Annotated in this window: 13 protein-coding genes and 1 pseudogene; 8 read left to right on the forward strand and 6 right to left on the reverse strand. The window is 64.4% G+C overall.

Annotation, left to right across the window (positions count from 1 at the left end):
- Positions 1-78: 78 nt before the first annotated feature.
- From BSTEL_RS12350 to BSTEL_RS07990, 3 genes are read left to right on the forward strand one after another with little or no spacing between them, the layout of a single operon-like run.
- Positions 79-1,266: a hypothetical protein gene (locus tag BSTEL_RS12350; protein WP_034529324.1), complete on the forward strand. Its 1,188-nt coding sequence runs from the start codon at positions 79-81 to the stop codon at positions 1,264-1,266.
- Positions 1,263-2,348, forward strand: a complete 1,086-nt coding sequence (locus BSTEL_RS12355) for an RDD family protein (RefSeq protein ID WP_051922965.1) — start codon at positions 1,263-1,265, stop codon at positions 2,346-2,348. Before BSTEL_RS12350 ends, BSTEL_RS12355 begins: the two co-directional genes overlap by 4 nt.
- Complete coding sequence (locus BSTEL_RS07990) at positions 2,348-6,301, forward strand: type VII secretion protein EccC (protein WP_034529403.1); 3,954 nt, start codon at positions 2,348-2,350, stop codon at positions 6,299-6,301. Before BSTEL_RS12355 ends, BSTEL_RS07990 begins: the two co-directional genes overlap by 1 nt.
- Here BSTEL_RS07990 and BSTEL_RS07995 read toward each other — a convergent pair.
- From BSTEL_RS07995 to eccD, 3 genes are read right to left on the reverse strand one after another with little or no spacing between them, the layout of a single operon-like run.
- Positions 6,253-7,611, reverse strand: coding sequence for a S8 family serine peptidase (locus tag BSTEL_RS07995; RefSeq protein ID WP_051922966.1), 1,359 nt, complete (start codon positions 7,609-7,611; stop codon positions 6,253-6,255). The genes BSTEL_RS07990 and BSTEL_RS07995 overlap by 49 nt on opposite strands.
- Entirely contained in the window at positions 7,611-9,086 is a 1,476-nt protein-coding gene (eccB, locus tag BSTEL_RS08000; protein ID WP_051922967.1) for a type VII secretion protein EccB, read from the reverse strand. Before eccB ends, BSTEL_RS07995 begins: the two co-directional genes overlap by 1 nt.
- A 41-nt stretch (positions 9,087-9,127) precedes the next feature.
- Positions 9,128-10,438 carry a type VII secretion integral membrane protein EccD gene (gene eccD / locus BSTEL_RS08005; protein WP_034529327.1) on the reverse strand — a complete coding sequence of 437 codons (1,311 nt, stop codon included), beginning with the start codon at positions 10,436-10,438 and terminating at the stop codon, positions 9,128-9,130.
- A 436-nt stretch (positions 10,439-10,874) separates the two neighbouring features.
- On the opposite strand from eccD, the gene BSTEL_RS08010 reads away from it, so the two are divergent.
- Together BSTEL_RS08010 and BSTEL_RS11860 are read left to right on the forward strand one after the other, a co-directional pair.
- Positions 10,875-12,143, forward strand: coding sequence for an AAA family ATPase (locus BSTEL_RS08010; protein WP_034529330.1), 1,269 nt, complete (start codon positions 10,875-10,877; stop codon positions 12,141-12,143).
- Entirely contained in the window at positions 12,143-12,796 is a 654-nt protein-coding gene (locus tag BSTEL_RS11860) for an RloB family protein (RefSeq protein ID WP_084686194.1), read from the forward strand. Before BSTEL_RS08010 ends, BSTEL_RS11860 begins: the two co-directional genes overlap by 1 nt.
- A 463-nt stretch (positions 12,797-13,259) precedes the next feature.
- Here BSTEL_RS11860 and BSTEL_RS08020 read toward each other — a convergent pair whose 3' ends face one another.
- Entirely contained in the window at positions 13,260-14,168 is a 909-nt protein-coding gene (locus BSTEL_RS08020; RefSeq protein WP_238567671.1) for a hypothetical protein, read from the reverse strand.
- Between the two features lie 175 nt (positions 14,169-14,343).
- Here BSTEL_RS08020 and BSTEL_RS08025 point away from each other — a divergent pair, with 175 nt between their 5' ends.
- Both BSTEL_RS08025 and BSTEL_RS08030 read left to right on the forward strand, forming a co-directional pair.
- Entirely contained in the window at positions 14,344-15,582 is a 1,239-nt protein-coding gene (locus BSTEL_RS08025) for a nucleotide sugar dehydrogenase (RefSeq protein ID WP_169741215.1), read from the forward strand.
- Between the two features lie 761 nt (positions 15,583-16,343).
- Positions 16,344-16,568 (forward strand): annotated as a pseudogene (locus BSTEL_RS08030) (AAA family ATPase); the annotation flags it as partial.
- A gap of 137 nt (positions 16,569-16,705) precedes the next feature.
- Here the strand turns inward: BSTEL_RS08030 and BSTEL_RS08035 are convergent.
- Together BSTEL_RS08035 and BSTEL_RS08040 are read right to left on the reverse strand one after the other, a co-directional pair.
- The gene (locus BSTEL_RS08035) at positions 16,706-17,140 is read right to left on the reverse strand and encodes a hypothetical protein (RefSeq protein WP_034529341.1); all 435 of its coding nucleotides are present in this window, start codon (positions 17,138-17,140) and stop codon (positions 16,706-16,708) included.
- A 534-nt stretch (positions 17,141-17,674) separates the two neighbouring features.
- Positions 17,675-18,673: an aggregation-promoting factor C-terminal-like domain-containing protein gene (locus BSTEL_RS08040; protein WP_034529342.1), complete on the reverse strand. Its 999-nt coding sequence runs from the start codon at positions 18,671-18,673 to the stop codon at positions 17,675-17,677.
- A 285-nt stretch (positions 18,674-18,958) separates the two neighbouring features.
- Between BSTEL_RS08040 and BSTEL_RS08045 the strand changes: the two genes are divergently transcribed.
- On the forward strand, positions 18,959-20,518 hold the full coding sequence (locus BSTEL_RS08045; protein WP_034529345.1) for a sugar transferase: 1,560 nt from the start codon (positions 18,959-18,961) through the stop codon (positions 20,516-20,518).

A 20,518-nucleotide genomic window follows, 5' to 3' on the forward strand; every position in this document is an offset into this window, starting at 1 on the left:
GCGTATTCTGGCAGATAGGGATCGCGGGTTCGCGCGGCGCATGCGCGGGTCGGATCGGAACGGATCGGGAGAGGGGCCATGGTGGCGGCGAAGGATGCATACGCGCGGCGTCAGGCGGACGGTGCCGTCGTCTGGACGTGCGTAAGCGTCGTTTGCCTGCTCGTCGCCGCACTGGCGTTCGCCTCGCTCGCCGCGCCGTCATCGTTGCCGGCTTGGGCGTCGACGCCGGACGGCATGGCCGTCATGGCGGTCGTCGACCTGCTCATGGCGTTGTTCGTGTTCGCCGTGATGTGCAGGGCGAACGGCGTGCTCGTCCGGCTCCGATGGCATCACGACGTCGATTATGCCGGATCGTTCGCCGCGACCATATGCGCTTCGATCGCAATGGGCGCGACGCTGGCACGCGTCATCCAGCTGGGACCGTTCACGCGGACGGTGCCGTTCGCCGTGTTCCTCGCCGGGGCGATGTGCGCCATGGACGCCGCATACGTGCAGTACGCCGCGTCGAATCGGATGACCATCGCGTTGTCGCGTTTCATGATCGCGGCGGGCGGCATCGTCGCCGTGTCGGTGGCGTTGACGGTCGAGGCGGGCGTGCCGGTGAGCGTGGTGGCGGCCGCCTGTTCGGTGGGCGGCGCATGGTACATGCACGCGCAGGCGAACGTCATCCTGCGGGTGCCGGACCGGTATCTGCTGGAATGGCGGCGGTACATGACGCAGAAGTGGACGGTCCGCGGCGCCGTCCCCAAGGAATCCCGGCCGCTTCGCACCGGCGACATCGCCGAGGACATGCGCATCTTCGGCGCGGAGTACACGGTCGGTCTCGTCGTCTCCCATCTCTATATGGTCGGCGGCTACGGCGTGATGTGCGCGACATTGCCCGCGGATCCCGATCCGTTCATCACAGGCGGCTTCGCCGCGTATTCCGTGCTGCTGCCCTGCTATCTGCTGTTCAAGCCGCGTACCGCGGGCAGCATGCTGGAACGCATGCTCATGCGTTCGTGCGCTTCGCTCATACCGTTGATGGGTCTCATCGCCGCCTCCCGGCAGGAGTCATGGAACTGGCTCATGCCGTATCTCGTGTTCGCCGTGATCGGCATCGGCGTAATCGTCGCGGCGACCACGCTCGTCGTGTCTACCGGGTTCAAGTCGTTGATGCTGTCGCGCATCGGCGACTGGCTGGTGGCGTCGAGCGTCGCGCTGATGGGACCGGCGGCGTTCCTCGCCTCGAACGCCATGGATATGATCAGGGGGTTCATGTCATGACCGCTGCCGCCGTGCCGCAACGTCCGCGCGTACCCGCTCCCTCCGGGCCATCCGGTCCGGTGCCGCATGCCCCGGCGGCGCCGATGCCGGGATCGCCCGAGCCGCAGCCGGTGATCGGCGAAGGATACGGATACGCCTCCACCGGAAGACGCTTGGCGGCGTTGCTCATCGATGTGGCGTTCGTCGTCGTGGTCTGCGTCGCGGCGTTCCTGCTGTCGCATCGTGATCCGGCGATGACCGGATTGTGCGTGGCGCAGGCGGTCGCCTTCGACTGGGGATGGGAGGCCGCGCGGGGGCTCACGGTCGGCAAGGCCGTCATGGGATTGCGCGTGGTGCGCGCCACGAAGCATATCGACGAGCCGGGCGGGGGACTGTTGCCGCCCGGGATGCGGCGCGCCGTGGTGCGGACGGCTATCACTGTGCTGGGATGCGCATTGGGACTGGTCGTGGCGGTCGGTCTGGAGGCGTTGTCGGGAATCGACCGGATTCGTCACCGCGGTCCGCAGGATCGGATCAGCGGCACGTCCGTGATCGACGTGCGCACCAGATACGTCATGCCCGACGACGACGAGCCTCCCGCTTTGCCGGATGGCACGGGGACGGCGGATGCCGCCTCGGGATTGACTCCGGTCCCCATGGTGCCGTCGATGCGGTCGGCCGCGTCCATACCGTTGCCCGCCGCACGGGCCGTGGTGCAGGGGGTTCCGGCCGCGGATGCCGCCGCGGCGAAGCAGGTGGCCGTGCTGTACTTCGAGAACGGCAAGGGCGTCCGTCTCGACATTCCCAGCCGCGCCCTGCTCGGACGCTATCCCGCGCCCGCCGATCCGCAGGACGTGCCCGTGCAGGTGCCCGATACCACCGGCACCATGTCGCGCACGCACGCCCTGCTGGAGATCACCGCGGGCAGGATGTGGATCACCGATCTGAACAGCACCAACGGCACGGCACTGCCCCGTGAGGATCAGGGCGGCATGACGCGTCTCGCCGCCGGCGCGCGCACCGAGATCCCCTTCGGTACGCGCATCTTCCTCGGCGACACGGCGGTCAGCGTGAGTCTGTTGAAGAACAGGGAGAGAAGATGATGAGCGGCGACATGCAGCAGCAGGTTTCATCCCGCATCGACCAGCCGAAGGCACCGCACGGCAAGATCGTGCTGCAGGCGCCTCCCGAATTGGAGGCGAGCGACGGCATCAACACGCTGCTGACGATGCTCGTGCCGTTGCTCGGCAGCCTTTCGGCCATCGTGATGATGGTGATGTCCAATTCGGGCGTCACCGGATTCCTCACCGGCGGCATGTTCATGCTCTCCTCGGTGGGATTCGTGCTCGTCAACGGCGTGCGCCAGCGATCCCAACGCAAGGCGAATCTCACCTCATCGAGGCGTGAGTATCTCGCCTACCTCGCCGACCTGCGCACGACCGTGCGCACCGCCGCGAAGAAACAGCGGCGCGCGGAGCTGTGGAACGCCCCCGCCCCGGACGCGCTGGTCGCCATCGCGCAGGAGGGCGTCCGTCGTTGGGAACGCATTCCCACGGACGAGGATTTCCTCGACGTGCGCATCGGCTCCGCCGAGGAACCGTTGTGCCTCACCCTCGAAGCCCCCGAACTGCCGCCGCTCGCGGAGCTCGACCCGGTGTCCGCCTCGGCCGCCCACAGGTTCATGATGGCGCATCGGAACCTCAAGGACATGCCCTGCACGATCGACATACGCAAGTACAAGCGCATCGAAGTGCTCGGCGACGCCGATCAAGCCCAGAGTCTTGCGCGCACGATGCTCTGCCAGGCGGCCGTATGGCATGGGCCCGAATATCTGAAGATCGTCGTGATCGCATCGAAATCCCAGCGACGCGCCTGGAGCTGGGTCGAGGATCTGCCGCAGGCGTGGAGCGACGAGATCGAGGATGGCATCAGTGGTCATGGTCGTGCGATGCTCGCCTCCAGCGTCGAGGAGGCGAACCGTCTCATCGGCGACGACATCCTCCATCGCAGCCGGTTCACCGGCACCGGAGAGGCCACGCTGCCCCACCTGCTGGTCGTGCGCGACGGTTCCGTGCCGGTCGGCGACATCACGCACGGCGAGGACGGCAGCATCATCCGTCGCGACGGCTTCGACGGCGTGACCCTCATCGACCTGCCCGAGGAGTGGGGCGATCTGGAGGAGGACGACGTGCTGCGCATCATCTTCTCCCAATCCTCCATCGAAATGGGATTGAACGTGGTGCGCACGTCCACCGTGAACCAGATCGAGGCGATCACCACCGCCGGACGCGTGGCCACCTGCGAACCGGACGCCATCAGCGTGCAGGAGGCGCACGCCGTCGCGTCCCGGCTCGAAACGGTGCCGCAGGCGGAACAGGACGAGGAAGGCAAGGAGAAGGCGTCGCACAAGAAGTCGTCCGAACTGGCCGATCTGCTCGGCATCGCCGACATCCACCACATCGACCTCAAACGGCTCTGGGCGTACAAGACCGGCAAGGACCGTCTGCGTGTCCCCATCGGCCTCAACGCGGACACCAGCACCACGTACCTCGACATCAAGGAGTCGGCCCAGTTCGGCATGGGCCCGCACGGCGTGCTCGTCGGCGCGACCGGATCGGGCAAGTCCGAGGTGCTGCGCACGCTCGTCCTGTCGCTGGCGCTCACCCACAGTCCGGACCAGCTCAACTTCGTGCTCATCGACTTCAAGGGCGGCGCCACCTTCGCCGGCATGGAGGGCATGCCGCACATCTCGTCGATCATCACCAACCTCGGCGAGGAGGCGTCGCTCGTCGACCGTATGCAGGACGCGCTGACCGGCGAGATGACGCGTCGTCAGGAGCTGCTGCGCAAGGCCGGCAACTTCGCCAACGTGTCCGACTACGAGAAGGCGAGACTCAACGGGCGCTCCGACCTGAAGCCGCTGCCCGCCCTGTTCGTGGTGTGCGACGAGTTCTCCGAACTGCTCGCCGCCAAACCCGACATCGTCGACTCGTTCGTGAACATCGGACGACTCGGCCGCTCGCTGGAGGTGCATCTGCTCATCGCCTCCCAGCGTCTCGAAGAGGGCAAGCTGCGCGGCCTCGACTCGCACCTGTCGTACCGTATCGGTCTGCGCACGTTCTCCGCATCCGAGTCGCGCGCCGTGCTCGGCGTGCCGGACGCGTACACGTTGCCCAGCATTCCGGGCGTCGGCTATCTCAAGCCCGATCCGAGCACGATGATCCGATTCCGCGCCTCCTACGTGTCCGGACCGCCGAAGGGCGAGCCGGACACGAACCCCTCGAACTTCGACGTGGCCGTCGACCAGATGCGTCGTGCCGGCGGCACGCCCGCGCATCAGGTGTGGCTGCCTCCGCTGAACGTGCCGAACACGCTCGACGAGTTCTTCCCCGATCTGGCGGCGGTGCGCGGCTTCGGCCTCGTCTCCGCCTCCGGCCGCAAGGCGGGCTATCTGTCCGTGCCGGTCGCATTGGAGGACAAGCCGAAGGAGCAGAAGCGCGAGGTGCTGCGGCTCGACCTGTCCGGAGCGGGCGGCCACGTGGCCATCGCCGGCGGCCCGCTGACGGGCAAGAGCACGTTCATGCGCACGATGGTCGCCTCGCTCGCGCTCACCCACAGCCCGCTCGAAGTGCAGTGCTACGCCCTCGACCTGGGTGGCGGCACGTTCGCCGGCATGGAGGATCTCGCGCACATGGCGGGCGTGGCCCTGCGCGGCGACGACGAGCGCATCAACCGCATGCTCGCCGAGGTCACCAGCATCATCAACGCGCGCGAACGCTACTTCAAGGCCAACCGGATCGACTCGATCGGCACCTACCGGCAGCTTCGCGCCAAAGGCAAGGCGGATGACGGCTATGGCGAGGTGTTCCTGTTCATCGACGGCTGGCAGAACTTCAAGACCGAATACGAGGATCTGCAGGCCAAGGTGCTCGACATCGTCTCACGTGGTCTGACGTTCGGCGTGCACGTGATCATCTCCACCAGCCGGTGGATGGATCTTCGCGCCAACATCAAGGATCTCATGGGCACGCGTCTCGAATTGAGGCTCGGCGACCCCGCCGACTCCGAAATCGACCGCAGAATCGCCGTGACCGTGCCGAAAGGCATGCCGGGACGCGGCCTCGCATCCAGCAAACGGCACATCCTCGTCGCTCTGCCGCGCATCGACGGCGATCACCGGGCGGACACGATGGCCGACGGCATCAAGGACCTCATCGCCAAGGTGAACGCGGCGTGGAGGGGACCGAAGCCGCCGAAGCTGCGCCTGCTGCCCACCCGGCTGGAACGCGGCGGATTCCTCAAGGGGATTCCGAAGCGCACGCTCGACGCGCGCTTCATCCTCGGCGTCGACGAGGCTGACCTCAAACCCGTCCTGCTCAACCCCCGCCGCTCCCCGCACATGTTCGCGTTCGGCGACTCGCGTTCCGGCAAATCCTCGTTCCTGCGACTCGTCGCGCAGGAGATCGAACGCTACTACGACGCGAACGGCGGCAAGGCGAAGATCTTCCTCGTCGACTACCGGCGCGCGCTGCTCGACGAGGTGAGCGACAAGTATCTCGGCCAGTATCTCACCAACCACAACGAGACGTCCTCGGCGATGACCGAGCTCGCCGAATTCCTCGCCACACGCATCCCCGGCTCCGATGTCACCGCCGAACAGCTGCGGTCCCGCTCCTGGTGGACCGGCTCGGACGCCTACGTGCTCATCGACGACTATGATCTGGTCGCCACGTCGCGCGGCAATCCGATCCAGCCGCTGCAGCCGCTGCTCGCCCAGGCCTCCGACATCGGCCTGCACGTGTTCCTCGTGCGACGCATGGGAGGCGCCAGCCGAGCCCTGTACGATCCCATCCTGCAGACCTTCCAGGATCTCGGCGTGACCGGCCTGCTGTTCTCCGGCGACCCGAACGAGGGCGCGCTGATCGGCAAGACGAAGCCGAAGCCGCTGGTTCCCGGCCGCGTGCAGGTGGTCAGCAGGGATTCCGGCACCTTCCTCGCGCAGCTCGCCTATGCGGCGTCCAAGATTCCCGAATCGGAGGACGACTCCGCCGACTGAGCGGCATCCAATCGGGCGGCATCCGACCGGGCGTCGTCGTCCCGCTTCCCGTCGCGCGCCACGCGCACCGCGACCAGCCCGATCGTTACGACCACGGCCAGCACGCCGACGATACCGGTCAGAATCATGGTCGGACGGTCGGGATCGGGCGAAGGCGTGACGCGGATGCGATGCGTGTCGGAGGTCGGCGGCGTCTCATAGGTCGTGTACTGGGAGTCACGCGGACCGCGCAGACCATTCGCCAACGTGATGGTGATCGCGCCATACGGGTTGAGCATGCCCCAGCCGCGCTGGTCGTCGCGCGCGTCCGGATCGGGACGATTGCCCGCCGCCTCGATCCGTTCCATCCACTCCGAGGCGCCCTCGTCCGGATGCGCCTGCGCGACGAGCGCCGCAGCGCCGCTCGCATAGGCGGTGGCGTAGCTCGACGACGCGGCATCGGGGGAGAACACGCAGTCGACGCCTTTCGGAATCGTCGACGTGACCGACATGCCCGGCGCGAGAATATCGACCTGAGGGCCGTTGATCGAATCGGCGGAGGTATGGAACGACGTGTCCGCCGCGGCGACGCCCAGCACGCCCGGCCATGAGGCCGGATACCGCACCCCGTCCTGCGTGGACGACGACGTGGCGCGGTTGCCGGCGCTGGCCACCACCAGACTGCCCTTGTCCTGCGCGTACTGCACGGCGAACTGCAATGTGGCGCTCGCCGTCACCGTGCTCTGCGAGATGTTGATGATCTGCGCGCCCTGATCGGCGGCGTAGCGGATGCCGTCGGCGAGCGTCTGCGCCGACGGGCCGCCCGAGGAGTGGCTCTGCGAGTTGTCGATGCGGTCGTAGACGCGTACGGGCAGGATCGTGGCCTTCGGGGCGATGCCGACCAGCGACGAGCCGTTCACCTGCCGCGCGGCGATGATGCCCGCGATCACCGTGCCGTGGCCGTAATTGTCGGTACGGCCGTCGGGAGCGCCGTCGCCCGCCAGATTGACTCCGGGCAGGACCGCGTCGCCGCCAAGATGCGGATTGTTCGTGTCGACGCCGGAATCGACCACGGCGACCGTGACTCCGGAGCCGTCGCCCAATGCACGTACCGCGCTCATGCCCAACGCCGATTCGGTCCACGGCGTGTCCGTGATGTAGTTGGTCTTGCCGATCTCGCAGCTCGATTCGGCGGCCGAGGCGGTCGGCGTCGTCATGGCGGACGGCAGGATCGTCAGAGCCGACAGGGCCGCCACCGCGGCGAGCGCGGCGGCCGTTCGGCGGAACCATCCGCGACGGGGAAGAGGACGACCATACGGGAGCATCGTCATCACTTCCCGTCGGCGCCGGAGGAATCCCCGTCGGAGGAATCCCCGTCGGGATTGGTCGCGTCCTGCGTCTGCCGCCGCGTGTCCTGCGCGGTCACCTGAAGACCCGCGTTCTTGCTGCTCAGCGCCACACCCACGTGGAACACGTTGATCCATGCGCGGGGGATGGGCGTGATGTCTCCCGCCTGATAGCCGAGACGTTTGAGCGTCTCCTCGTCGTCGTCGGGCACCGGATAGGCGACGCCCGTGCCGTCCACCACGTACAAGGTGCCCTGCTTGGCTTCGGAGGTGGACACGGTGCGGAACAGCGCGCCGGTGGCGTTCTGCACCGTGGTGCCGGAATCCGAGTGCTTCGGCCTGTTCCGCGGGTCACGGAACGTCACCATCGACACGCCGACGGAGGCGTCTTTCCTGCCGGTCTCGCCGTTCTTGAGCCGCGTGTCCAGAGCCACGCAGGGGGCGTCGCCCGAAGCCATGGCGGTGAGCCTGCGCTTCGGCCAGTCGTCGGGGACGACCGACGAGGTGGCGTTGCGGAATCCCGCCCGGCTCTGCTCCTGCGCGGTCATCGAAAGCGTCTTGCGCGACGCGGGCAGCGACAGCTTGTACATCTCCAGTGCCGCCCCGGTGAGCGGTGCGAGCGTGCCGTCCTTGAGGATCACGTACATGGTCGACTCGGATGAGGGGTCGGCGACGAGCGAGCCCACCGTATAGGAATCGCCTCCGACCTCGATCGTCGTTCCGGAACCGGGCACGCTGATGGGGCCGATGTCCGAGCCTCCGGCGAACAGGTCCAGCCACTGCGCGCTCGCCTTGGGGGCGCCGTCCAAAGTGAGCTGCCCGACGCCGAGGATACGCAGGGTGGCGTCGCGGATCAGTCCTTCGCGGGGCAACCGGTGACGGGTGCCGTCGGCCAGCAGGTATCCGGTGCCGTCCACGTTGACCACCATGGCCTGCGTCGCGTCGACGGGCGTGACGAGGGCGTCGTCGGTGATGAGATTATCCGTGTCCGCATGCTCCGCGTCGAGACAACTGACCAGATGGCGCGACGCGAGACGGGAACGGTTGGGCAGGATGTCCGGTGCGCCGACGATGCCCACGCTCGAACCGACCGGAATGCCCTCCAATTCGTCGTCGTCCACGGTGATGACCTTGTATTCGGACGAGGGGATGAGCAGGCGGGCGCTCGCCGTGTTGATGACGGGGTGGAGCACCCCGTTCACGCTGACGAATCGCGATGCCGTGTCCTTGCCGATGATCAGCTTGTTGTTGCTCCAATCCGACGGCAATCCCGGACTGATGATGCCGTAGAACACGCTCACCAGCACCATGATGGCGGTCAGACCGACACCCACGGCCACGGGCATGAGCCCCTTTTTCGGCGTCAGCTCCTTGCCGTCCGGCATGCCCGAGGTGAACGCGGTGACGAGTCGGGCACGCGAATAGTTCTGCGCGTCCTGCAGATCCTTCTTGTTGGCCATGATCCAGCTCCCGGTCCTTCCTACGTTCCTTGCGGCCTCGCCTACAATCCCATCGCCAGGTATGCGAGCGGCAGCGTGGCCACCACGCACACGACGTTCGCCGTATCCGCGAGACGCGTCATCGCGATGGAATCACGTTTGGTGATCTGCGTGGCGATCACGCACAGCAGCGCACACACGCAGAACATGCCGATCACGTACGAGGTCCATTCAGGATGGGATCTCGCGCATGCCGCGCACGCCAGGCAGATGCCGACGCCGGCCATGACCACGGTGAGCAGCATCTCGGAACGCGCGTAGATGCGACGCGAATCGAGCAGCATGGCGGCGAACAACGCGAACGTGAGCAGCAGACCCGCCACATTGCGTCCGGAGACGGCCATCGGCACGCCGAACACGATGATCGCGCCGGTCGCGGCACGCAGGTCGAACAACAGCGACGAGCCGAACCGGTAGCGTCGCCGCACCTCATGGGCGTCGATGGTCTTCGGCAGTGCGAAAATCTCCGATTCACTGGTCGGACTGTCCACCGAAAGACGCGAAGCGGACAGGCTCAGCCATGGCAGCGCCGTGGCCGCCAATCCGGTCAACGCCACGGCGGCGATCCACACGCGGCCGCTCCATTGCGGGAATATCGCGCACAGCGCGCCCAGCACCGTCACGATCAGACCGAGCAACGTCGGGATGGTGGCGTGGATGCGGGTCGCGGGCATCGTCAGGCATGCGAATGCGCCGGAGACCATCAGCCCGATGCCGGCGCCCAAAGCGGGAAGACCATAGAACGGGACGTCGAACAACGCTCCCATGAGCTGGTATCCGGATACGCCGGCGAGCGCGCAGGCGGTCATGGACAGGGCGAGGGCCTGCCGGTTCATGCGTCGGCTGGCCAATACGCCGCCGATGGCGAGCGCCGCGACGGCCGCCAATCCGGCGATCACGGCGTTGATGACGGATCTCGGGGCGAACGCCAGGCACGCCGCGCCGACGCCCAGCAGCACGCAGCTGACGATCAGCGAGGTCCATGTGGTGTTTTCGTTCGTCCATGGGCGGTGCGCTCGGGATACGGAATCGGCGACCGCTTCGACCACGTCGTCGTAGACGACGTCCTGATCGTCGAGCGCGTTGACGCGCAGGGTGAGCCGGTCGCCGTCGCGCACGCCCTGTTCCGCGAGGGACGGGGGATTGTCGATCGGGGTCTCGTCCTCGCGCAGGAGACGATAGCCGGCGTAGACGAGCGTGGGGTCGAGCACGCCGAGCCGTTTCGCGATGTTGGGCAGGAGCTCGGCCACCGGTTGCGTGGCGGGAAGGCTTATTTTCGTCGATCGTCTGCCGTACGAGACGCGTACGACCACGCGTGAGTCGTCGTGCTGTTGCGGTGTGTGCGGGCGTCGCGGGATTTGGCGGCGCTGCGGTGTGGGTGTGGGTGCGGGTGTTGGTGTGGGTGCCACGGGTGTTGGTGTGGGTGCCACGGGTGTTGCGGTCGGACGCGCCGGCGCGGGTGGCGCGGCGGCCGGGCGTGGCGCCGGTCGCCGGTTCGGGGTCGGCACGGGCGTGGGCGGGACGGCGGGCATGCCTGTGCGGATGGAAGACTTGGAGCGGTGCGGCAGTGCCATGGCTCGGATCCCTCTTCTCTGTGTGTTCCCGATTGGTCTCCTTGTATTCTCTCACGACCGCGGACGCTGCGGGACGGGCCGGACCATGTGGTGTGCCGATGCGCCGGTAATGTGGACGGCCATCCGGAATGCTGCACCGATTGCACCGGTATGAGCCGTGGCGTAGAGTGATGCCATGCTTATCAGATTCGCGGTTTCGAATTTCCGGTCCATAGACAAGCGTATGGAGCTGTCCATGGTTTCGGCCGACGAGAACGCCGAATCACCGTTGTATCAGGAGTCTTTGGGTGTGGAACTCCTGCCGGAGGCGGCCATATACGGGGCCAACGCTTCGGGCAAGTCGAATGTGTTGCTTTCGCTTCAGTGGCTGAAGTGCGCCGTAATGACCTCATTGCAATTCTGGGATGACAGCATCCCCCTTGACCCATTCGCCTTCTCCGGCGACGACAGTCGTCCCAGTGCTTTTGAACTGGAGATGCTGGTAGGCGGCGTTCACTATGAGTACTATCTGGAAGCGAATCGTGAGCGCATCCACTATGAGTCCGTGTATGCGACACGTGAGGGGAATCGGATCTGCCTGTTCGAGAGGGAAGAGGATAGCCTACGATTCGATGACAGCGTCCAGCGGAAGACCGCGATTGAAGAGTTGTTGACGCCGAGAACGCTGGTGATGTCCATCGCGCGGCGGTATGATGAAGCCTCTCTTTCCGATCTGCTGGAGGCGATTCAGTCGATGCAGTTCCTCGGCGAGTCCTCCACACGATATGCCACCCTGTCCATGCTGCGTACAGCTGCAAACACGCGTGACCTGTTCGATGAGAGCATGATTGTGCAGCCCTCGTTGTTCGACTTCGATTCTCCTGAGTTCGACACGAACGGTACGGAGCAGCGCGAGCGTGCTTTGGCATGGCTGCGTATGGCGGATTTGGGTATTCGCGACGTGCGGGTCGTCGAAGATACCGCGGATTCGGGACGTAAACGCAAAAAAGTGGAATTGCTGCACGCTTCTCCCCACGGCGACTCCCCGTTGGATTTCAGGCAGGAGTCCGAAGGCACAAGAGCATGGTTCAGATTGATCGGTCCGGCCATTGCGGCACTGGATGCCGGAGCGCCCCTGGTGTTCGATGAGCTGGATGCGAGTCTGCATCCGGTGTTGGCGGCGCAGCTGCTGCGTTTCTTCCAAGATGAGGATACGAATCCTCATGGTGCCCAGTTGGTGTTCACGTCCCACGATACGAGTCTTATGCAGTATCTGAAAAGTGATGAGATCTGGCTGACGGAAAAGCACGATGGAGCCACGACGCTATACCCGTTGACATCCTTCGACAGTCAGAGGGTGAAGGATTCCATTGACTTGGAATCCGGTTACAGGCATGGTCGTTTTGGAGGAATCCCGGAACTTGATTTGGCTGATTTCCTGCGTAGCAAGGGGGTGATCGCCTGATGGGGCGTCATGACAAGCCAAAGAGCCTGAAGCGCAGCAGGGGAAACCGAAAGGAGAAGACCGTAATCGCGTTATTCACTGAAGGCGAGGTGACCGAGGTCGAATACTTCAACGCGATCAGGAGACTCCCCGCCATCCGTGAACGTTTCCGGCTGGACATCGAAGACCTCCATGGGGCTCCAAGCAAACTGATGAAGGCGGCTATTCACATGAAGCGCGCCGATAAGGAGGTGGATCAGTGCTGGTGCGTGTTCGACGTGGAATGGCCGAAAAGCAATCCGAAAGCGCATCATCCCGGGGTGGAGGATGTCCTGAGGGATGCCGATGGCCGGAAAGGCATCGAATGTGCTGTGTCGAACCCCACCTTCGAACTGTGGCTGATTTTGCATCATAAGCTCGAACGACGTGCACTGCTCAATGAGAAAGCCGAGGATGAGCGGCACCAGCTTGACGGCAGCAAAGGCAAAAGCCTTGACGGCGTGCGAGGAAAGATCAGGTACGATGGCGATTGGTATGTCGGGAACGTATCTACGGCTTGCCGAAACGCGCTGAAGCTGAATCAGTTGCATGAGAATAACGCCAATCGTTTTCCCGAGAACAATCCTTCATCGTCTGTGGCGCATCTGATGCAGGTACTTGGTCTGGACTGCTGACGACGAATGACGAGCGGTGTTGGGCGTGACGGTGGTCACGGTGTTCGCGCGATGGTGCTCCACGCGATGGTGTGGGAGGGGTTGTGTGGAGCGGGTGTGCTCCACACGCGCGTGGTACGCCGGTGATGGCGTGGTGTGTGGAGCGTTATCGCGCCACACATGCGTGGTTCCGCGTGGTTCGCGTGGCGTGTGGAGCGGGCCTGCTCCACACTTGTGTGGATGATGCCTACGGAGTGATTGTGTGGCGCGATAACGCTCCACACTTCGTCGCTTGAGCGGTCCGATCGCGTGTGTGGCGCGCCCGTGCTCCACATGACGTTCCCGGTATGCGTGTGTGGCGCGCCCGCGCCCCGCGCGCCGGTGCGGGAGCGTGTGCATGGCGCACCCGCGCCCCGTGCGACGGTGCGGGAACGCTCGCATGGCGCGCCCGCGCCCCGCATACACGTGATGTGCCCCGCTCACGTCATCTCAGTGGTCGGGGCATAAGCGAGAACGGCACGTCCGCCCCGCGTTTCGCCAGTTCGCGTCCCACTTGGAACGCGAACGATGCGCGTGCCTCGTCGTTCGCGAGATTCCCCGCCGTCGCTTCGAGGATGATCCATGATCGGCTCCGCAGCAGGTTGCGTTTCTCCTGGTCGCGCCGCCACTGCTGTTTGTCGGTGCGGTGATGGTCGCCGTCGTACTCCACGGCGACCTGCTGCTCGGGCCATGCCATGTCCAGCGTCATATGCGCGCCCGAGGCGAATTGCACGTCCGGCACGATGTAATTGGTCGTCGGCATCGGCACGCCATGCGCCGTCAACGCCAGACGTTGCTTGGATTCCATGGGTGAATCCACGTTCGGCATGATCAGCGGGAGGGCGCGCATCGCGTTGGCTCGTCCTTTGAATCGTGCGAGTTTCTGGATGTGCGCGCGGAATCCCGCGAGAATCGTCGCCGCGTCCCGTTTGCGTGCGAGCGTGGGCGTGCGGTGCATGGCACAGACCACGGCGTCGCCGAGTATGACCAGTGCCTCCAATGACAGGTGCGGCGCGAGTTGCGCCCACGCGTGGTACGGATGCAGCGCGTGCACCTGTTCGTCGAAGCGTATGATGCCGGATGCGTGCCGCCATACGTGCGCCTGCACGTGGGTGGCGCGTGTGCGGGTGCGTCCGTTGCCGGTGGTCGCGACGGTGTGGAGTTTCGTGGTGTCGAGCGTGCACTGGTCCGGCAATGGTATGGCGTGCAGCGACAGTGCCGTGGTCATGCCGAACAGGAGCGGTTTGCCGCATCGCTCCGTTTCCGCATGACAGCGGCGCAGCGTGTCCTGCCGGCGTTGCGCGAGCGTCTCGCGCATCCCCGGTGTGTTCGTATCGTCGATGATGGTGTCCATGAATCCACGCTATGGGGCTTCGACGCCGTATCGCAACCCGTACCGGCAATGTGGTCGGAGCTCTCGGAAATCTTCACCATTGGACGGGACCGCGGTATAGTGGGAACCGGTTGGTAGGGGCGCGTATGGGCGCGTCCATGATGGGAAGCAGGCGGGGATGAGGGATTTCGAATCATTGAGAATCGCGGTCGCGGGTACCGGTTACGTGGGTCTGAGTCTGGCGACGTTGCTGTCGCAGCATCATCAGGTGACGGCGGTGGACATCGTGCCGGCGAAGGTCGATATGATCAACGCCCGCAAGTCCCCGATCCGGGACGAGTACATCGAGAAGTATTTCGCGGAGAAGAAGCTGGATCTTACCGCCACGCTCGACGGGGAGGCCGCGTATCGTGACGCCGATTTCGTGATCATCGCGACGCCGACGAACTACGACAGCGAGCGGAACTTCTTCGACACGTCCGCGGTGGAGGCCGTCATCGATCTGGTGATGAAGGTGAACCCGGAGGCGGTCATGGTCATCAAGTCCACGATTCCGGTCGGCTACACGAAGTCCATCCGCGAGAGGACCGGTTCGCGGAACATCATCTTCAGCCCCGAGTTCCTGCGCGAGTCGAAGGCCCTGTACGACAACCTGTATCCGAGCCGCATCGTGGTCGGCGTCGATCCGGACGACGGGCATCTCGTCGAGGCCGCCCGCACGTTCGCGAGACTGCTCCAACAGGGTGCCATCGAGGAGAATATCCCCACGCTGTTCATGGGCTTCACCGAGGCGGAGGCGGTGAAGCTGTTCGCCAACACGTATCTGGCGTTGCGCGTCTCCTATTTCAACGAGTTGGACACGTATGCCGAGTCGAAGGGGCTGGACGCGCGCGAGATCATCGACGGTGTGTGCCTCGACCCGCGCATCGGCACGCACTACAACAATCCGAGCTTCGGCTACGGCGGTTACTGTCTGCCGAAGGACACGAGGCAGCTGCTCGCCAACTACCGGGACGTGCCGGAGAATCTCATCCGCGCGATCGTGGAGTCGAACGTCACGCGCAAGGACTTCATCGCCGACAGCGTGCTCAAGAAGGCCGGCTGGTACGGCTACAGCGGCAACAACGAGTACGATGCCGCCGACGAGCGGCCGGTGACGGTCGGCGTGTACCGTCTGACGATGAAGACGAACTCCGACAACTTCCGCCAGTCCGCCATCCAGGGTGTGATGAAGCGCGTCAAGGCGAAGGGTGCGACCGTGATCGTCTACGAGCCGACGCTCGCGGACGGTTCCACGTTCTTCGGCTCCGAGGTCGTCAACGATCTGGACGAGTTCAAGCGGCGCAGCGACGCGATCCTCGCGAACCGCTACGACGGCGTGCTCGACGACGTGAGGGACAAGGTCTACACGCGTGACCTGTTCCGCAGGGACTGAGCGAGACACGTGCGCGCCGGTGCGCGGATTCTCTTTTGCTTTTAAAAGCAAAAGAGAATCGGGTGGGCGATGACTGTGGTTTCGTTGGAAAATGGCCGTTTCGGATGTCCGGCAGGTCCGGCGCGGCACCGATTCCGTGCCGAAATGCAAATGGCGGGCAAAAGAGCGTCAAGGATGGCGATTGGGTGAGTGCGTGGGGACGGCACGTACCGTTACGGCTCGCTCCCGGTTGCATCCGATTCGTTCCTTGATCCGCAACGGGAAACCGTGGCGAACCAAGGGAGGAGCCGTGACAGGACCGGACGAGGCATTACAACCCCGGACCAACCGTGGCGTGGTCGGAGCGTGCGGGTGGAACCCGGACTCGGAGCGCCTTCCTACGGCTCCGGAGTCCTAGAGGTGGCGTAAAAGCAGGTGTGCGGAGGGCGTATTACGAGGTGGTGCCGATGAACGCGACCGTGCGATCGTCGTCGGCGAGGGCCTGCCGGTGGGCCGCGGTGCCCACGACGGCGACGAAACGTGACGGCCCCGGCGGGAGCCCGGATTCAGGCGGAGATACGCATTGATGGTTGGAAAAGTGTTGTAGGAGCGCTTCTTTGGGTTGTAAAACGTAGTGATAAACATGAATATTGGTTGGAAAACGTAAGGATTATCTCTTATACCGGTTGGAAAACGTAGAGATTCGGTCTATGGACAGGTGGGAAACGTAGATTGCGATATATGGCGCGGTATCTCGGTGAAGTCGATATGCATCCGCCGGATTTCGAGAACTCGACTTCCTTATCCAGGACCGCAATGATGACGTCATGCCTATCGAGGTCAAGTCAGGCAAATCCTATAAGCGCCACCGCGCGATGGATAACGTGCTTGCCCGCCCCGAATACCATCTCGATCACGGGTATGTTCTTGGTCCCTGCAATATTTCGACCGAGAACGGCGTGACCTATATGCCCATATACATGGCCGGCATGTTCGCCAATGATTAACTTCACCGTTGAAGGGTGGCTCGATTCTTCGCTGATACGGTTCGCTCCTTGGTCTGCGACGGGAAACCGTGGCGAACCAAGGAGCGAACCGTGACGGGGCCGGGGCGAGATGTGACGGCCCCGGCGGGAACCCGGATTCAGGCGGCCTTCTTGCGGCCGCGGCGCTTCATCGTGCCGGCGACGGCGGAGGCGGCGTCGAAGACGGCGGCCTTGTCGTCCGCGTAGAACGATCCGGTCACCTGCTGGTAGGCGACCTCGCCCTCGGGGGCTTCGGGCAGTTCGAAGAACGCGGAGACCGCGGCGAGCGGGGCGGAGTCCTTCACGCTCACGGACGTGGTCTGCTTGCCTTCCGGCTTGCTGAACTTCACCGCGTTGTCCGCCTTGGCGGTGGTGGGGACGATCGCCACCTGACGGGTCTTCTCGTTGACGAGCACCTTCACGTACGCGGGGAAGCCGAGCACCTGGGCGGTGGCCTTGTTGAACCGCACCGCGTTCGCGGTCACGGTCATCGTGATCTTGCCGACCGGCTTGACCAGTCGTACTTCCTCAAATCCCTGCAGAACGGATGCCATAACGCTTCTCCTTATGTGGTGAATAGCGAATAGAAATCAGTTTTGATTATCGGACACTATTGTACCGCAAATACGGGAGGATAATCATGCGGAATAGTGGTGTATATACGAGCGCATATACGCCTGCATATGTGGGTGGTTATGTGGGTGGGTTATGTAGGTGGATATGGGGAGTGAATGAGGATGCGGGGGTGGGTGTGTGGGTGGATATGGATGGGTGGATATGGGTGGATATGGGGACGGTTATGTGGGTGAATATATGTGGATGAACCGTGCGGGGTGCGGCGGTTGTTTCGCGTCTGAACCACCCTCAGTCGGACTTCGTCCGACAGCTCCCGCCAGCGGGAGCGAAGAGGGGCGGCACGGATATGGGAAAGGCGGCACGGAATGACACGACACGAACGACGCGACAGGGACGGCACGGATATGGGAAAGGCGGGACCGTGGAGGTCCCGCCTTTCGCCCGCGATGATTCGCGATTTCGATTCCGCTGATTCCACTGAATCAGCCGAATCAGCCGAATCAGCGCAATGATCAGTAGCTGTGGTTGCTCAGCCAGTAGTTGTAGGCGCCGGTGATGCCGCCGTAGCGGCCGTTGCAGTAGCTCACGAACCACTTGAACTGGGTCTGGTAGTTGTCCGCCCAGTCGGCGCCGGCGGAGGCCATCTTCGAGCCGGGCAGCGCCTGCGGCAGGCCGTACGCGCCGGAGGAGGCGTTCGTGGCGTGCGGGTTCCAGCCGGACTCGTGGTTGATGATGTACACGGCGGCCGTGAAGTCCGCCTCGCTGTAACCGTTCTCGATGAGCCAGTCATGCGCCCACGTCTGCATCTCCGAGGCGGGCACCGTGGTGCCGAGCGAGGAGCTGGAGGACGACGAACCGGACGAGGACGACGAGGAGCCGGTGCCGACGAGCACGATCTTGTCGGTCGGGGCCTCCTTCACGTAGGAGGCGAACACGTTCGAGGAGACGATCTTGCCGCCCGCGCGGGTGACGAGGCTCGTCGTCTCCATCGTGCCGACCTTGCCTTCCTGCTGGACCTTCTCCTGGCCCTTCGGCAACGCCTCGGTCTCCTTCTTCACCGTGTTGAACGCGATGTCGCTGTCGCTGGTCTCCAGCGTGGCGCCCGCGCGTTCGATCGTGATGACCGTGGACTCGGTGACCTTCGTGTTCAGCGAGGGGGAGACCGTGTCGTCCGGGTCGAGCACGATGTCGCCGGCTTCGAGCACGGACTTCACGTCGGTGAAGCCGTCGCCGAGCACGGTGCGGGACTTGCCGTTGATCTTGACGGTCACGTAGGAGGTGTCGCCGTTGAGGTCGCCTCGTGCGCCGCCACGCGACACGCCGAGCGCGTTGGAATCGGTGGCGGAGAATTCGGTGACGGAGGCGTGCTGGTCCGACTGCTGGTAGAAGTTCCTCGACACGACGCCGGCACCCGCAAGCATGCCCACCGCCGCGACGACGGCCGCGACCCGCATCCACTGGCGCCTGCTCAGGGACTTGAGAGTGGGGTTCTTCTTGCGATGATTCGCCATAGTGCTCCTTACAAGGTTATCGTGCCGCCCGTTCGTCTCATATGGTTCACACAGCGCACGCGGCACTCACTAGTCCACTAGTCTAGCGTCCGAACCGAACAATATGAAGCGCCGTTATGAAGCGCCGTATCGTGATGAAGGCGGACGGGCCGGGACACCCATGTTCTCCGGTGCGACGCATGTCTTGCCTGTGGTAGCGTCCCGTCGCTACTATCGGGAATTGCGCCCCCTCCCTGTGTGATCTGGGCCGGGGCGGAGAAGTGTGAGGAGAAAGGGTTGCAGGCTATGAGCCAGATCGCCTCCTTGGCCGGGAGGATGGCCGGCGACGCGGTCCGCCAGTTGAACGACATGCGTCAGGAGCAGCTGTCGCGCGTCCTGTATTGGCGTTCCTTCGTCAACATGGCGTTGATGCTGTGCGACGCGGCGATGTTCATCATCGCCGGCGTGACCGTGTTCAACCTCCGGCGCGAGGACGGTCCGTTCTATTCGCTGCGTTTCGATTTCTTCATGGACATCACCGTGTATCTGGTCCTCGCGTCGCTCGTGTGGGTGTGCTGCCTGGAGATGTCCGGCATCTACCATCGTCATGTGATGGGCGACGGCTACCAGTTGAACGTCAAACTGTTCGCGGGATTGTGCCGGTGCTGGGTGGGTCTGGCCGCGTTCACGTTCTTCCTCGACCTGCATCTCACGTTGGTGAGCATGACGCTCGTGGTCGTATCCGGCGCCGCGCTGACGGCGGTGGAGCGCGTGGTCGCGCGCGTGTTCATCACGCGCGACCGCCGCAACGGCGCGTACGCGTACGCCACGGTGGTGGTGGGATCGCCCGAGGGGATCGCGCGCGTCATGCGTTTCCTCGGCAAGCGCGAGCAGCTCAACTACCGCCCGGTCGCGGTGTGCCCGGTGCGGATCGATCCGCGGACCGGCCTGATCGCCGCGGACGACGATCTGGAGCGTCTGCGCGAGCTCGTTCCCGCGGTGGGGCGCGACGTGGAGCTTGTCCGCTATGCGGACAGTGGCTTGGCCGAGGAGTTCATCCATAAGCAGATCCAGACGGTGATGGTCGCCGACGTGTTCCGCCGTTTCTCCGACAACTTCAACACGTTCTCCGTGCGCATGGAGTCGCTCGGTCTGGAGATCGCGCTGATCTCCTCCGCCGCGGACGTCGCGGGCCACGAGACCCAGGTGCGTTCCATCCAGGACACGACGATCCTCACGATCCGCCTGTCCCAGTATTCGCCGGCGACGCGCATCGTCAAGCGCGTCTTCGACCTGGTGATCTCCTCGCTCGCCATCGTGTGCTCGCTGATCGTCACGCTGCCCGTCGCGATCGCGATCAAACTCACCGACGGCGGTCCCGTGTTCTACACGCAGGAGCGCATCGGCCTGCGCGGGCGTCCGTTCCGCATGATCAAGTTCCGTTCCATGGTGACGAACGCGGATGCGCTCAAGGCGAAGCTCGCCGAGCAGACCGGCCAGGAGGACCGGTTCATCTTCAAGATGAAGGACGATCCGCGCATCACCAAGGTGGGCAGGTTCATCCGCCGCTTCTCAATCGACGAGCTGCCGCAGTTCATCAACGTGTTCAGGGGCGACATGTCCGTCGTGGGACCGCGCCCGCCGCTGCCCGAGGAGTTCGCCCGGTACAATCAGGTGTACGCCACGCGCATGCTCGTCAAACCGGGCATCACCGGCCCGTGGCAGGTGTCCGGAAGATCCGACCTGTCCGCGGAGGAGAGCGAACGTCTGGACGTCGCCTATGTGCAGAACTGGTCGATCGGCGGCGACATCGTGCTCATGTTCCGTACCGTGGGGGCCGTACTCGGCCATAAGGGGGCGTACTGA

The sequence above is a fragment of the Bifidobacterium stellenboschense genome (assembly GCF_000741785.1).
Lineage (GTDB): Bacteria > Actinomycetota > Actinomycetes > Actinomycetales > Bifidobacteriaceae > Bifidobacterium > Bifidobacterium stellenboschense.